This window comes from Kitasatospora sp. NPDC058218, assembly GCF_042882445.1.
Taxonomy (GTDB): Bacteria; Actinomycetota; Actinomycetes; order Streptomycetales; family Streptomycetaceae; genus Kitasatospora.
On the sequence record NZ_JBHVWC010000044.1, the window covers coordinates 22,694 to 36,776 of the forward strand.

Here is a 14,083-nt window from a genome sequence, read left to right on the forward strand (position 1 = left end):
GCCCTCGGGGGCGGATCCGCCGCGGGGTGGGCGGGCGGCGCGGTGCAGCGCGCCGCCCGGGCGGGTCAGCGCAGGTCGCGGACGGCCGCGGCGATGCCGAGCGGGGTGGGGGTCGCGAAGAAGACGTCGAAGTCGAGCTCGACGCCGAGCAGGTCGCGGATCCTGGCGGTGATCTGGATGATCGTCAGGGAGTGGCCGCCGAGTTCGAACAGGTCGTCCTCGGGGCCCAGGTCGGGCAGTCCGAGCACCTCGGCCCAGACGCCGAGCACGGCGGTGAGCACCTCGTCGCGTTCCGGCCGGTCGGTCGGATCGGCGGCCGCGGCGTCGACCGGGCGCGGCGGGACGGGCAGCGCGCGGCGGTCCAGTTTGCCGTTCGGCGTCAGGGGCAGCCGGTCGAGCACCGAGAAGCGCTGGGGTATCGCGGCGGCCGGCAGCACCCGCTGGAGGAAGGCGCGCAGCTCGGCCCCGTCGGGCGCGACGGCCCCGGGGGCGGGGACGAGGTAGCCGGCCACGAACGGCTCGCCGTCGCCCTCCCGGCGGACGGCGGCGGCCGCCTCGGTGACCTCCGGGTGCGCCAGCAGCGCCGACTCGATCTCGCCGAGTTCGATCCGGTGGCCGCGGATCTTGACCTGGTCGTCGAGCCTGCCGAGGAACTCCAGCTCGCCGTCGGCGGTCCAGGCCGCGAGGTCGCCGGTGCGGTAGAGCCGGTCGCCGGGCACGCCGAAGGGGTCGTCGACGAAGCGTTCGGCGGTCAGCTCGGGGCGGCCCAGGTAGCCCTCCGCGACCCCGTCGCCGCCGAGGTACAGCTCGCCCGGCACGCCGACCGGGAGCGGCCGGCGCCGCCGGTCCAGCACGTGGGCACGGGTGTTGGCGATCGGCCGGCCGATCCGCACGGCCTCCGGCGAGGCCGGGACCTCGGCGCAGGTCGACCAGATCGTGGTCTCGGTCGGCCCGTAGACGTTGAACAGGCGCTCGGTGCCCGCCCGCAGGTCCCGGGCCAGCGGCAGCGGCAGCGCCTCCCCGCCGACCAGGGCGGTCAGGTCGGACGGCAGCGGCCCGGCGCCGAGCAGGACCCGCCAGCCCGAGGGGGTGGCCTGGACGTGGGTGACGCCCTCGCGCTCGACCAGGGAGCGCAGGCCCGGGCCGTCCACGGCGAGGCCGTCCGGGGCCAGGACCAGCCGCCCGCCGGTGACCAGCGGTAGCAGCAGTTCGAGCGCGGAGATGTCGAACGAGAGCGAGGTGAGGCCGAGCCAGACGTCCCGGGGGCCGGAGCCGAGCCGGTCGGCGAAGCCCGAGAGCAGGTTGACCAGCGCCCGGTGGCCGATCTCGACGCCCTTGGGGCGGCCGGTGGAGCCGGAGGTGTAGAGCACGTAGGCGAGCCGGCCCGGTGCGGCGGGGCGGTCCGTCGCCGGGCCCTCTCCGGAGGCCTCGCCCACCGCCTCGGCGAGCCGCAGCAGCGCCGGGGCCGCGGCCGCCACCTCGGGGGCCGGCTCGCGGTCGGCCAGCAGCAGCGCGGCGCCGGAGTCGGCCAGGACGAGGGCGAGCCGCTCGGCCGGGTAGCCGGGGTCGAGCGGCAGGTAGCCGGCGCCGACGGCGTGCACGGCGAGCAGCGCGGCCGGCAGGTCGGCGGTGCGGCTCAGGTGCAGGCCGACCAGGTCGCCCCGTACGACACCGGCCGCGGCCAGCGCGCCGGCCAGCCGGTCGGCGCGCCGCAGGAGCTCCCGGTACGTCAGGCGCTCCGCACCGGCCACCACGGCGAGGGCCCCCGGCGTGGCCGCGGCGTGCTCACGGACCAGGTCGAGCACCGTCCGGTCGGCGGGGTAGGCGTGGGTGGTGGTGTTCCAGTCGGTCGTGACGAGGCGTTCCTCGGCCTCGTCGAGCAGCGGCAGGTCGGCCAGGGCCGCTCCCGGGTCGGCCGTCGCGGCGGCGAGCAGGGTGGTGAGGTGACCGGCGATCCGCCGGGCGACGGGCGGCGCGAGGACGGCCGGATCGTACTGGAGGGAGAAGGTGACGGCCTCGGCGTCCTCGACCGCCTGGAGGTGCAGCGTGTTGCGGGAGGCGTGCTGGAAGACCGTCCAGTCGACCCGGGTGGCGGTGCCCGGGAAGACCGGGTCGGCGGTGGTGCGGCGGCGGTAGCCGAACGACACCGGTGCCAGGCCGGCCCGGGGGGTGAGCCCGGGCACGGCCGCGCCGAACGGGACGGCGCGGTGGGCCGAGACCAGCCGGGCCTCGGCCCGGACGGCCCGCGCGTACTCCGCGAAGGAGCTCTCCTCGCCGGCGCCGGCCGGGGCGTGCACCGGCAGCTCGTTGACGAAGAGGCCGATTTCGTCGCGCTGCTCCGGACGCCGGGTGGAGAACGGGACGGCCACCGGCACGGCCTCACCGCCGTAGCGGTGCAGCAGGCCGTGCAGGGCGGCGAGCAGGAACTCGAAGACGGTGACCCCGCAGTCGCGCGCGGCGTCCACCAGGGCGGTGCGGCCGGGGCCGTCGAGCCGCCAGGTGACGGCCTCGCCGCGGCCGGCGTCGGTGGTGGCCCGGGGGCCGTGGGGCAATACCGGGTCGGTGGCCGCGGCCCAGCGCGGGCCGTGGAACTCGGCCGCCCGGCGGACGAGGGCGGGGTCGGCGGGCAGGTCGTGCCGACCGGTGGGGTCGAGGGGCAGGCCGTGCTGGCCGGCCGGCTCGGCGGGCAGGTCGTCCCGACCGGCGGGGGAGCCGGTGACGGGCGGTTCGCCGGTGCGCGCGGCGGCGTAGGCGGCGGCGAGGTCGGCCGCCAGCACGTCCTTGGAGTGGCCGTCGAACACCGCGTGGTGGGCCACCACCAGCAGGTCCGCCGCCCCGTCGGGCCGCCGGTGCAGGGTGAAGCGGGCGAGCGGTCCGGCCGCGAGGTCGAAGGGGAGGGCGAGTTCCTCGGCCAGCCGCTTGGCGAGCGCCTCGCCGGTGTCGGCCGTGGCGTCGACGAGGGTGAGGGCGGGCGGCCGCTCGGCGGGGACCAGCCGGACGAGTCCGCCCTGCTCGACCAGGGCGGCCGAGAGCGCGGGGTGGCGGGTGACGGTGGCGGCGACGGCCCGCGCCAGGGCGTCGGTGTCGATCCGGTCGAAGCGGTCGAACCGGAACCGCAGGGCGAGGTGGAAGGCCTCGGGGACGGTGGTCCGCCTGCCGGTCAGCCAGATCCCGTGCTGGGCGGGGGACGCGGGGCGCCCGGTGCGGGCCGGGGCGGTCGCCGCTCTCGCGGGCTCCTCCGGAGCGGAGGACGGGCCGGACACGGCGGGGGAGTGGGGCATGGCGGGCTCGATTCGGGAGACGGAGGCGGGGCTGTGGGGCACCGGTCCGAGCGGGTTCTGCCGCAACGTCGCGGCCCGGTGGACGGCGCGGCCGCCGCATGGGGTCCGGCCCGCCCCTCGGGCCGGTCGGCAGGCCGCCGGAGCAAGGCCGACCCGACTCCCAGGTTCCCCCCTGATGGGTCAGGCGGTCCGATCTTCTCCCCCGCGGAAAGATCATTGGACTGGACCTGCCGAGAGATTTCCACAGACCACATGCCTCGTCAAGGGTTGTTCACGACCGGGTCGGCGCGGTCCGACGGTTCGTCAACTATCTTCCTGTTCCGGGGTGTCCGGGCCCCGTCAAGAACCTGTCGGGCGCTCGGGCGGGGTCGATGGCGGGTGCGGTGGCGGGGGCGGGGGTGGGGTCGGTGGCGGCTGTGGCCAAGTTGTCTGTACAGCTCTGGGTTCACTGTCCGTCATCGAAGCGCCATCGAACCGGTCCACTTCCGTCCATCTCGGGCGCTTACACATAACGGGTCTGGGCCGAACGGACGCCCAGCACCCGTGATCAAGGAGCCGTCCCCCGATGAGTCCGATGCCCGAACTGTCGCGCCGCACCCTGCTCGGCGGCGCGGCGGCGGCCGCCGTGCTGTCCGCCCTTCCGCTCAGCGTGCGCGAGGCGCTGGCCGCACCGGCCCGCCCCGGCAAGCTGGCGGACATCCAGCACGTCGTGGTGTTCATGCAGGAGAACCGCGCGTTCGACCACTACTTCGGCACCCTGTCCGGCGTGCGCGGCTTCGGCGACCGGACGGCGGTGCGCGGGGTCAACGGGCGCTCGGTGTTCCACCAGCCCGACCCGGGGCGCAAGGAGGGCCACCTGCTGCCGTTCCCGATGAACGCCGCGCACACCAACGCCTACCAGCAGGGTGCCCCGGCCTTCGGCTTCGTCGACTCGATGAACGCCTGGAACGACGGCCGCGCCGACGGCTCGGTCACCCGACGTTCCGGCGGCTGGCTCGGCCAGGGCTACTACGAGCCCGCCGACATGCCCTTCTACAACGCGCTCGCCTCGGTCTTCACGACCTGTGACGCCTACTACGCGTCCGTCCAGTGCAACACCAACACCAACCGCGAACACCTGATGACCGGGACCAGCGGCGGCACGGTGCGGGACACCCCGGTGACCGACAACACCGAGATCCCCGGCGGCTACGAGTGGACCACCTACGCCGAGCGGCTGCAGAAGGCCGGGATCAGCTGGAAGACCTACCAGGCGCTGGACAACTTCGACGACAACGCGCTCGCCTGGTTCACCCCCTTCGTCAAGGCCAAGCCGGGCGAGCCGCTCTACGAGCGCGGCATGCGCGCGGTCGGCGACCCGGCGAGGAAGAACGACCCCTTCGCGATGGGTGACGCCCTGGTCGAGGCGTTCACCGCCGACATCCAGGCCGACCAGCTGCCGCAGGTCTCCTGGCTGATCGCGCCCGCCGCGCTCTCCGAGCACGCCAACTACGCCCCGCCGAACGGCGAGCACCTGACGGCCCGGCTGCTCGCCGCGCTGGCCGCCAAGCCGGAGGTATGGGAAAAGACCGTCTTCATCCTCAACTACGACGAGCACGGCGGCTTCTTCGACCACCAGCTGCCGCCCGTCCCGCCGCTGGCCGCCGGGCGCGGCAAGTCGACCGTCCCGGTGGACGGCGAGGTCGTGGTCCGGGTCGCCAAGGGCGGCTCGACCTACCACCGGGTGGTCGGCCAGGACGGCAAGTACCGGGTGAAGGCCGCCGACGGCTCGCTCGGCTGGTCCGACACCCTCCCCGCCGGCGAGAGCGTGGTCTCCGGCCCGTACCCGATGGGCCTGGGCGTGCGGGTCCCGATGATCGTGGTCTCGCCGTGGACACGCGGCGGCGTGGTCGACTCCACGGTCTACGACCACACCTCGGTACTGCGCCTGCTGGAGCAGCGTTTCGGCGTCGAGGAGCCCAACATCAGCCCGTGGCGGCGCACCGTCACCGGCGACCTCACCAACGTCTTCGACTTCTCCGGCCGCGACCCGGTCTGGCCCCAGCTGCCCGACACCAGCGGCAACCGGCAGAAGGTCGTCGACACCGGCAAGCTGCCCGCGCCCACCGTCCCCAACCCGCAGGCGTTCCCGCAGCAGCAGCGCGGTACCCGCACCGCCCGGATCAGCCCGTACAACCTGCTGGTCAAGCCGAAGCTCAAGGGCAACGAGCTGACCGTCGACTTCATCAACCAGGGCCGACAGGGCGCCGTCTTCGCCGTCTACCCGGCGCCCGGCACCGCGCCGCGCCACTACACCGTGGGCGCCAAGAGCCGGATCTCCGACGTCTGGACGGTCGGCCCCGAGGGCTACGACCTGCGGGTGCACGGCCCCAACGGCGCACTCTGGCACCTGCGCGGGGACGCAGCCTCGGCGTACGAGATCTCGCTCTCCGAGGAGCAGAACGGCAAGGTGCTGGAGGTGGACGTGATCAACCGCTCGCGCACCGCCCAGACCTTCCTGGTCGGCGACCTCGCCTACGGCGACGGACTGCGCGAGGTGCGGGTCGCGGCCGGGGACGACAAGACCGTCAACGTGAAGGTCGGACCGGAGGGCTGGTACGACGTCGCGGTGGGCGTCCGCGGCGAGCTCGGCTTCCGCCGCCGGATCGCCGGGCGCTTCCCGTGGGACGGCGACCACCTGGTGACCGACCCGGCGATGGGCCTCGCCGACCCGCTCGCCCTGGACGTCACGCTCAAGGCCGCGTCCACCACCATCGACGAGGCGATCCTGCTGCCCGGCCGCCCGGCCCGGGTCACCGCCCGGTTCACCGCCACCGCCGCACTGACCGCGATCGAGGCGCAGCCGACCGTACCGGCCGGCTGGACGATCACCGCCGTCACCCCGCCGCCCGCCTCGCTCGCCGCCGGCGCCACCGTCACCGCCGAGTGGGAGGTCACCCCGCCCGCCGTGCTGCCGGACGGCGCCACCCACCGGATTCTGGTCACCGCCCGCGCGCTCGCCGGTGACCGCTTCGCCCTCGCCGACGGCGAGATCGGGGCCCGCACCGCCCCGGTGATGGCCGGTCACCTGCTGGGCGAGGACTTCGAGTCGCTGGCCGGGGCCCTCCAGCCGATCGGCGGCGTCCTCGGCTGGACGCCGCAGGCCCCGCAGGGCTGGTCGGTGGTCAACGCCCCCGGCATGCCGCAGGGCACCGCCCGCCTCCAGGGCTGGACCTTCCACACCAAGCGGGCCTGGTCCACCCCGGCCGGGCAGGACCGCGGCAACTTCAGCCGGGGCCTGGGCATCCTCGCGGTCGCCGACCCGGACGACTGGGACGACACCGGCGCGCCGTCGGGCAAGGGCAAGTTCGACTCCACCCTGGTCTCGCCCGCCGTCCAGCTCCCGGACGGCGCGGGCACGCTGTACCTCGGCTTCGACTCGCACTACCGCCAGGAGGCTCCGCAGAAGGCGTCCGTCACCGCCGTCTTCGACAACGGCACCGAGACCCGTCTGGTCTTCTACAGCATCGACGCGACCGGCAACGACAACGCCGGCAAGGACGTCCAGAACACCTTCGTCACCAAGCAGTTCGCCGTTCCGGTGGGCGCCCGTGCGGTGACCCTGAAGTTCCGGATGTACGACGCGGGCAACAACTGGTTCTGGGCGGTGGACCACATCCGCCTCGACACCAAGCCGATCACCGGCTGACCCCGGCAGGGTCCTCCCACGGCCCGCGCACCCCGTCCGGGGCGCGCGGGCCGTGTGGCAGGCGTCGTACGTTCGTGGCGGTCCGGTCGGGGGGCTGTGCCGTCGGGGGGTGTCCGGTCGGGGCGGGGGCCTCAGAAGGACATCAGGCCGCCCCGGTAGGAGATGGCGACGGCCTGGGCCCGGTCACGCGCGTCGAGCTTGGCCAGGACACGTTTCATATGGGTCTTCACGGTGGACTCCGCGAGGACGAGCAGGCCGGCGATCTCCGCGTTGGAGCGTCCCTCGGCGGCCAGTCGCAGGACCTGCCGTTCCCGGGCGGTCAGCTGGCCCAGGCGAGGGTCCTCCGGCTCGGCGGCCGATCGGCCCGGGGCCCGGTCGACGACCCGGGCGACCAGGCTGCGGGTGACGGCCGGGTCGAGCAGGACCTCTCCGGCGGCGAGCGCCTGCACGGCGTCGATGAGGCGCTCGGGGGAGGTGCGCTTGAGCAGGAAGCCGTCCGCGCCGGCCCGGAGGGCGCCCCACACGTAGTCGTCGTGGTGAAAGACGGTCAGGACCAGGACCCGGGTGGGCAGACCCGCCGCCACGATCCTTCGGGTCGCCTCGATACCGTCGATCCCGGGCATCCGGACGTCCATCAGGACGACGTCGGGGGTGAGACCGCGGCACAGCTCGACCGCCTGCAGGCCGTCGGCGGCCTGGCCGACCACCTCGATGCCGTCGGCCGTGCTGAGCACCAGGGCGACCCCGGCCCGCAGCAGGGCGTCGTCGTCGGCGACCACCACCCGGACGACAGCGGGCCCGGGGCGTGTGGGGTCGGGGCGTGTGGGATCGGGTTGCGCAGGGATCGGCGTGGTCGGCGAGGCCGTGGTGGGCCGCCCGTTCGGCGGCGGGGGGAGGATCACGGGATCGGCAGGGCGGCGTGCAGCCGGAATCCGCCCTGCTCGCCCCGCTCGTGCTCCACCCGGCCGCCCAGCATCGAGACCCGCTCGGCGATGCCGAGCAGCCCCCGCCCAGGGGAGTACCCGGCGGCGGCGCCGCGCCCGTCGTCACTGACCTCGATGTCGAGGATGTCGCCGAGCCGGCGGACGGTGACCTCGGCGGAGCGGGCCCGGGCGTGCTTCACCGTGTTGGTCAGCGCCTCCTGCACGATCCGGTAGGCCGAGACGTCGAGGCTGCGCGGCAGCCCGCTCGCGCCGGGGTCGATGCTGACGCTCACCCGGATCCCGGCCTGGCCGATCCGGTCGGTCAGCCGGGGCAGGTCCGCCAGACCGGGTTGGAGGGCCGGCTCGTCCGGTGGCCCGCCCGCCACGTCCGGGCCGCGGCGGAGCAGGCCGAGCACCCGGTCCAGTTCGTCGAGCGCCTCCCGGCCGGTGTGCTCCAGCTCCGCCAGCACCTCGCGGGTGCGCTGCGGGTCACGGTCGAGCAGCCGCCGGGCCGCGCCCGCCTGGACGAGCATCACGTTGACGGTGTGGCCGACCAGATCGTGCAGCTCCCGCGCCATCCGGGTGCGCTCCTCCGTGACCGCCTCGCGCCGCAGCAGCAGCCGGGCGGTGTCCCGCTCCTCCAGCCGCCGCGCGGTGCCGTAGCCGATGGCCCAGCCGAGCAGCCAGACGAACAGCACCCCGACGGGTATCGCGGGGTAGGTGCCGCCGCCTCCCGGACCGGTGAAGTAGGCGGCCATGGTGACCAGTGCCACGAACGGTCCGAGCCGCGCCCGGTCGCGCGACGCGTGGAGCCCGAGGGAGTAGAGGCCGATCAGATTGGCGTAGGGCGAGACGGCGCTGCCCAGCCCGAGCAGTGCCTCCGCCGCCATCGCGGCCGACCCGACCAGGTAGGAGGCCAGCGGCGCCGTCCGGCGGGCGGCGAGCGCGCCGGCGACGGCCACGCTCAGGGCGACGGCCGGGACCAGCCGCCCGCCGAGCTCCGCCGCCGCGCCGGCGCGCTCTACGAGCATCGCGCAGAGGAACGCCGCAGCGAGGGCGAGGTCGACGAGGCGGATCACAGCCGGGGCCGGTCGGTTCATCGCAGTCCTGGTGGTCTCGGTGATGGGTGGTCGGGGGTTGGTGTCTGTGGTCTGTGGTCTGTGGTCTGTGGTCTGTGGTCGCGGTGGTCGGTGGGCCGGTGGCACGGGAAGGGCAGGGCGCGAAGCCACGGGAACGCTAACGAAACCGTCGAGCCGCGCGCATCGCCCTGCTGGGGTATTCCGTGCTGCTCCCACCGGAGTAGCCCGCGCCCGATGGGAAGTAGCGACCACCCCGGCGGGGGTGGTCGCACCGCCCCGGCGGGGGGACGCGACCGGGCGCGTCCGGTCCGTAGCTTTCCCGGCATGAACCCACCTGCCATACCGGCCAGCTGCCGCGGCGACGGCGCCCGGACGCCCCGATGACGGCGCCCCGCCGACTCCGCCGGGCCGGCTGGGCCGTGACGACCGCTCTGGCCGCCGCGACGGCCCTGCTCGGTGCCCGATACTTCACGCTCGACCCGGACACCTTCCTCCCGGAGCAACGCGCCGTCTACCTCGCCCACCTGACCCCGCTCCTGTTCCATGTCGGCGGCGGCGTCCTGGCGCTGCTGCTCGGACCGTGGCAGTTCCTCCCTGGCCTGCGCACCCGCCGCCCGGCCGTGCACCGGTTCGTCGGGCGGGCCTACCTGGTGAGCGCGCTGGCGGCCGGCATCGGCGGCCTGCTGCTGGCACCGCGGGCGCTGGTCGCGCCGATCGCCCCGATCGGCTTCGCGCTGCTGGCCGTCCTGCTCCTGGCGACCTCCACGGCCGCGTACGCCACCGCCCGGCGCCGCGAGTTCGCCCGTCACCGGATCTGGACGACCCGCTCGTACGCCCTGATCCTGGCGGCCGTCACCCTCCGGCTCTGGCTGGTGGCCTTCGGGGCGCTCGGCGTCTCCTTCGAGCAGGCCTATGCCAGCGCGGCCTGGACGTCCTGGCTGATCAACCTGCTCGTCGCCGAACTCGTGGTCGCCGGTGCAGGAGTGACGGTCGCGCGCGCGGAGGTCCGGCAGGGCTCCTCCACCGGACGTGTCGACCCCGGTGGAGGTGACGCGTCGTAGAGGATGAGGCCGCGCGGCGGCGTCCGGCCGGGAACGGTCGGTGAGCGGCTCGGCCGAGCGGCGACCGGGGCGGCGGCGTCCGGTCCGCCGGCCCGCCGCGCCGAGCCACCCGGTCGACCGCCGCCCCGACCCCCGCCCACCGACCCCGGGAGACCCGTGTCATGAACTCTCGTCTGCTGCGGCTGACCGGCGCCGCCACCGCCGTCTACGGCCTCACCGTCACCCGGTGGCCCGCCCTGCTGGCCGCCCCGTCCGGCCTGACCGCCGCCGATGGTTCGCTGCCCCGCGCCACCGCCGTCTGCCTGCGCCCGCTCGCCTTCCGCGACGCCGCCTGCGGCCTGGCGATGGTGTTCGCGCCCGACGAGTCCGCGCTGCGGGCGGCGACGCTGCTGCGGATCGCCTCCGACCTGGGCGACGCCGCGCTGCTGGCCACCGCGCTGCCGGAGCGCCGCCACCGGGTGATGGCGGTGGCCGTCTCCGTCGGCTGGGGTGCGCTGTCGGTGGCGGGGCTGCTCGGGGTCCGTCGGAAGCCGCCGGGCGACCAGGCCTCTTGACTGTCAAGTCTCTCGATGATCGAGAGATATGATCCGGCTGTCCGTCACCCGCCCCTGCCCGAAGGGCGCTCCGCGATGCGCACCGGTCCAGCCGCTCCCCGCCCCACCTCCCGGCGCCGAACCAGACTGCTGGTCCCGCTGGCCCTGCTGGTCGTCTGGCTCGGCCTGGGCGGCGCCTTCGGCTCCTACGCCGGGAAGCTCTCCGAGGTGGCGACCAACGACCGGGCCGCCTTCCTGCCCCGCAGCGCCGAGTCGACCGAGGTGGCGCGCCTCGGGGAGGCCTTCCGGACGGCCGGCGCGGTGCCGGTGATCGTGGTCTGGGAGAGTCGCACCGAAGCGGTCGACGACGCCCAGCGCGCCGCCGCCACCCGGGCCCTGCAAGCGGCCGCCGCCGTCCCCGGCGCCACCGGGCGGGTGTCGCCCGCCGTGCCGGCCGAGGACGGCCGCGCCCTGCAGGGCGTCGTCCAGCTCCGCGCCGACCTCGGGCGGCAGACCGGTGACAGCGTCCGGGCCGTCCGCGAACTCGCCGACCGGGTGCCGGACACCACCGTCGGCCTGGCCGGCCCGGCGGCGATCGCGGCCGACCTCGGCGGCGCCTTCGCCGGCATCGACGGACTGCTGCTCGGCGTCGCCCTCGGCGTGGTGCTGCTGATCCTGCTCGCCGTCTACCGCAGCCTGCTGCTGCCGTTGCTGGTGATCCTCGGCGCGGTGTTCGCCCTCGGGATCTCCTGCGCGCTGGTCTACCTGCTCGCCGGGCACGGCCTGGTCCGGGTGGACGGCCAGGTGCAGGGCCTGCTGTCGATCCTGGTGATCGGCGCGGCCACCGACTACGGACTGCTGCTCTCCGCCCGCTTCCGCGAGGAACTGCACCTGCACGGCGACCGGTTCGCGGCGATGCGCACCGCCTGGCGGCACTCCGTCGAGCCGATCGCCGCCTCCGGGACGACGGTCGCGCTCGGGCTGCTCGTCCTGCTGCTCTCCGACCTCACCAACAACCGGGCGCTCGGCCCGGTCGGCGCGATCGGGATCGGTTGCGCGGTGCTCTCCGCGCTGACCTTCCTGCCGGCCGCACTCGTCCTGCTCGGCCGCGCCGCCTACTGGCCGGCCCGACCGGCAGCCGACGGGCGGGCCCCGGTGAACGCCGTCTGGCAGCGGGTGGCCGCGCTGGTCGGACGCCGACCGCGCACCACCTGGGCGGCGAGCCTGGCCGTGCTCGCCGCGCTGGCCGCCTTCGCGCCGACGCTGGACTCCGGCGGCGTCCCGCAGAGCGAACTCTTCATCAAGGCCCAGCCCTCGGCGGCCGGGCAGGCCCTGCTCTCGAAGCACTTCCCCGGCGGCGCCGGCAACCCGGCCGTGGTGATCGCCGCCGCCGGGCGGGCCGAGGCGGTCGCCACCGCGGCGGCCGTCCCCGGGGTGGCCGGCGTCCGCCCGTACACCGGAGGTGCGCCCGGCGGCGCGCCCGAGACGGTGGACGGGCGGGTCCGGCTGGACGTCACGCTCGCCGACCCGGCCGACGGCGACGCGGCCATCGCCACCGTCCGGCGCCTGCGGCAGGCGGTGCACGCGGTGCCGGGCGGGGACGCGCTGGTCGGCGGGTACACCGCACAGCAGTACGACACCCGGATCACGGCGGAGCGCGACCGGGCGCTGATCATGCCGGTCGTCCTGCTCTGCATCCTCGCCGTGCTCGTGCTGCTGCTGCGCTCGCTGGTGGCCCCCGTGCTGCTCGTCGCCACCGTCGCGCTCTCCTACCTGGCGACGCTCGGCGTCAGCGCGGTCGTGTTCGAGCACGTCTTCGGCTTCACCGCCGTCGACCCCTCCGTGCCGCTGTACGGGTACGTGTTCCTGGTCGCGCTGGGCGTGGACTACAACATCTTCCTGATGACCAGGGTCCGGGAGGAGGCACTGCGGGTCGGCACCCGGGAGGGGGTGCTGCGCGGGCTGACGGCCACCGGTGGGGTGATCACCTCGGCGGGGGTGGTGCTGGCCGCGACCTTCGCCGCGCTCGGCGTGATCCCGTTGGCCTTCCTCGCCCAGATCGCCTTCATCGTCGCCTTCGGCGTGCTGCTGGACACCCTGCTGGTGCGCTCGCTGCTGGTGCCCGCGCTGGTCCGGGACCTCGGGGAGCGGGTCTGGTGGCCGGCCCGGCCGGGCCGGGTGGCGCCCGGTGCGGCGGTGCCCGAGCCGGTCGGCGAGCCCGTCTGACGGCGCCCGGCCGGCGAAAGACGGCCCCGCGACGGGGGTGAGAGGCAGGGCTGGGAGGCAGGGCCCGGGGGCAGGGCGGGCCGGCGGTGCGAGCTGACAGCATGGCCCCATGGATGCAGTGGACCTTGGCCAACTCGTCGTGCGTCGTGCCAGGGAGTCGGAGGCGGACGCGCTGGTCGGTATCGACTCCGTGGCAACGGCAGGCGACGGGGAACGAGCGGCGAGTATCCGGAGGTGGTGTCGGCAGGGCCTGGTGGTCGTGGCGGAGGGTGCGCCCGGCCTGCTCGGGTACTGCGTGGTCGAGTACACGTTCTTCGAACAGGGCTTCGTCACGATGCTGATGGTCGCCCCGTCCGCTCGCGGCAGCGGCGTCGGCCGTCGGTTGCTGGACGCCGTGGCGGCCTCCTGTGAGACTCCGAAGCCGTTCACCTCGACCAACGTCTCCAACCAGCCGGTGCAGCGGCTGCTGCACCGAGCCGGGTGGCGGCCGGTCGGCCTCCTCCACGGCCTTGACGAGGGTGACCCCGAACTGTTCTACCTCTGCCCGACGCAGACCGGGACGATCCGGTGTGATGCCGAGCGGCCGTGAGGGGCCGGGGGCCGGGCCGAAGCGCGGTACGACGGCGCCGGCCTCGGTCGTGAACGGAGTCGTTAGGCTGAACGGGTAGCAGTGAACGCCGTACGCGACCGGAGCGGATGACCTTGTCGGAGCAGGACCCGAGCACGCCCCCGCCCGCCCCGGCACCGTCCGACGCTCGGTCAGCCCCGGTACCCGAGTCCCCGGCCGCCCCGGCCGCGCCTGCGCCGTCCGACACCCCGGGGCTCGGGCGGCTGCTGCAGGACCTCGCCTCCGAGATGAACCTGCTCGGGCACGGTTTCGCCGCCGCCAGCGGTCTGCACGCCACCGACGTCCAGGCGCTGCTCGCCGTGATGCGGGCGGCGCCCGACCGGGCCGGCGGCCAGGGCGGGATCACCCCCGGCCGGCTCGGCGAGGAGCTGGCTCTCACCTCGGGAGCGGTGACCGCCGTGCTGGACCGGCTGGAGCGCGCCGGGCACGTCCGTCGTACCCGGGACGCCGCCGACCGCCGCCAGGTGCTGGTGCGCTACCTGCCGGGTGCCGGGCGGATGGCCGCCGAGTGGTTCGCGCCGGTGGCCCGGCGCACCGAGGCGGTGCGCGGTGAGTTCACCCCGGCGGAGCTGGCGGCGGTGGCCCGCTTCCTCGGTCGGATGACCGGTGAGCTGGAGGACCTGCGCCACTCGCGCTGATCCGCACCGCCGGTCCGGGCCCGGCC

The 14,083-nt window shown here is 75.2% G+C and carries 9 protein-coding genes; 6 read left to right on the top strand and 3 right to left on the bottom strand.

What is annotated here, in order from left to right; all coding sequences use genetic code 11:
- Positions 1 to 65: 65 nt before the first annotated feature.
- On the bottom strand, positions 66 to 3,281 hold the full coding sequence (locus ACFVYI_RS26285; RefSeq protein WP_387889803.1) for an amino acid adenylation domain-containing protein: 3,216 nt from the start codon (positions 3,279 to 3,281) through the stop codon (positions 66 to 68).
- A gap of 565 nt (positions 3,282 to 3,846) precedes the next feature.
- Between ACFVYI_RS26285 and ACFVYI_RS26290 the strand changes: the two genes are divergently transcribed.
- Positions 3,847 to 6,969: a phosphocholine-specific phospholipase C gene (locus ACFVYI_RS26290; RefSeq protein ID WP_387889806.1), complete on the top strand. Its 3,123-nt coding sequence runs from the start codon at positions 3,847 to 3,849 to the stop codon at positions 6,967 to 6,969.
- 131 nt (positions 6,970 to 7,100) lie between these two features.
- Here ACFVYI_RS26290 and ACFVYI_RS26295 read toward each other — a convergent pair whose 3' ends face one another.
- The gene (locus ACFVYI_RS26295; RefSeq protein WP_387889809.1) at positions 7,101 to 7,748 is read right to left on the bottom strand and encodes a response regulator; all 648 of its coding nucleotides are present in this window, start codon (positions 7,746 to 7,748) and stop codon (positions 7,101 to 7,103) included.
- 119 nt (positions 7,749 to 7,867) lie between these two features.
- The gene (locus ACFVYI_RS26300) at positions 7,868 to 8,992 is read right to left on the bottom strand and encodes a sensor histidine kinase (protein WP_387889812.1); all 1,125 of its coding nucleotides are present in this window, start codon (positions 8,990 to 8,992) and stop codon (positions 7,868 to 7,870) included.
- A 359-nt stretch (positions 8,993 to 9,351) separates the two neighbouring features.
- On the opposite strand from ACFVYI_RS26300, the gene ACFVYI_RS26305 reads away from it, so the two are divergent.
- The 5 genes from ACFVYI_RS26305 to ACFVYI_RS26325 all read left to right on the top strand — a co-directional run bounded on the left by ACFVYI_RS26305 (position 9,352) and on the right by ACFVYI_RS26325 (position 14,057).
- Complete coding sequence (locus tag ACFVYI_RS26305) at positions 9,352 to 10,032, top strand: DUF2306 domain-containing protein (RefSeq protein WP_387889815.1); 681 nt, start codon at positions 9,352 to 9,354, stop codon at positions 10,030 to 10,032.
- Between the two features lie 161 nt (positions 10,033 to 10,193).
- Positions 10,194 to 10,586 carry a hypothetical protein gene (locus tag ACFVYI_RS26310; RefSeq protein ID WP_387889816.1) on the top strand — a complete coding sequence of 131 codons (393 nt, stop codon included), beginning with the start codon at positions 10,194 to 10,196 and terminating at the stop codon, positions 10,584 to 10,586.
- A gap of 75 nt (positions 10,587 to 10,661) precedes the next feature.
- Positions 10,662 to 12,791 (top strand): MMPL family transporter, encoded by a 2,130-nt coding sequence (locus ACFVYI_RS26315; RefSeq protein WP_387889819.1) that lies wholly within the window; start codon positions 10,662 to 10,664, stop codon positions 12,789 to 12,791.
- Between the two features lie 109 nt (positions 12,792 to 12,900).
- Complete coding sequence (locus ACFVYI_RS26320) at positions 12,901 to 13,380, top strand: GNAT family N-acetyltransferase (protein ID WP_387889821.1); 480 nt, start codon at positions 12,901 to 12,903, stop codon at positions 13,378 to 13,380.
- 107 nt (positions 13,381 to 13,487) lie between these two features.
- Positions 13,488 to 14,057, top strand: coding sequence for a MarR family winged helix-turn-helix transcriptional regulator (locus ACFVYI_RS26325; protein ID WP_387889823.1), 570 nt, complete (start codon positions 13,488 to 13,490; stop codon positions 14,055 to 14,057).
- Positions 14,058 to 14,083 lie beyond the last annotated feature (26 nt).

What these genes read in the sequence shown, in the direction of transcription:
- ACFVYI_RS26285 (WP_387889803.1), bottom strand. Translation starts at nt 3,281, where the DNA reads ATGCCCCACTCCCCCGCCGTGTCCGGCCCGTCCTCCGCTCCGGAGGAG.
- ACFVYI_RS26290 (WP_387889806.1), top strand. Translation starts at nt 3,847, where the DNA reads ATGAGTCCGATGCCCGAACTGTCGCGCCGCACCCTGCTCGGCGGCGCG.
- ACFVYI_RS26300 (WP_387889812.1), bottom strand. Translation starts at nt 8,992, where the DNA reads ATGAACCGACCGGCCCCGGCTGTGATCCGCCTCGTCGACCTCGCCCTC.
- ACFVYI_RS26305 (WP_387889815.1), top strand. Translation starts at nt 9,352, where the DNA reads ATGACGGCGCCCCGCCGACTCCGCCGGGCCGGCTGGGCCGTGACGACC.
- ACFVYI_RS26310 (WP_387889816.1), top strand. Translation starts at nt 10,194, where the DNA reads ATGAACTCTCGTCTGCTGCGGCTGACCGGCGCCGCCACCGCCGTCTAC.
- ACFVYI_RS26315 (WP_387889819.1), top strand. Translation starts at nt 10,662, where the DNA reads ATGCGCACCGGTCCAGCCGCTCCCCGCCCCACCTCCCGGCGCCGAACC.
- ACFVYI_RS26320 (WP_387889821.1), top strand. Translation starts at nt 12,901, where the DNA reads ATGGATGCAGTGGACCTTGGCCAACTCGTCGTGCGTCGTGCCAGGGAG.
- ACFVYI_RS26325 (WP_387889823.1), top strand. Translation starts at nt 13,488, where the DNA reads ATGACCTTGTCGGAGCAGGACCCGAGCACGCCCCCGCCCGCCCCGGCA.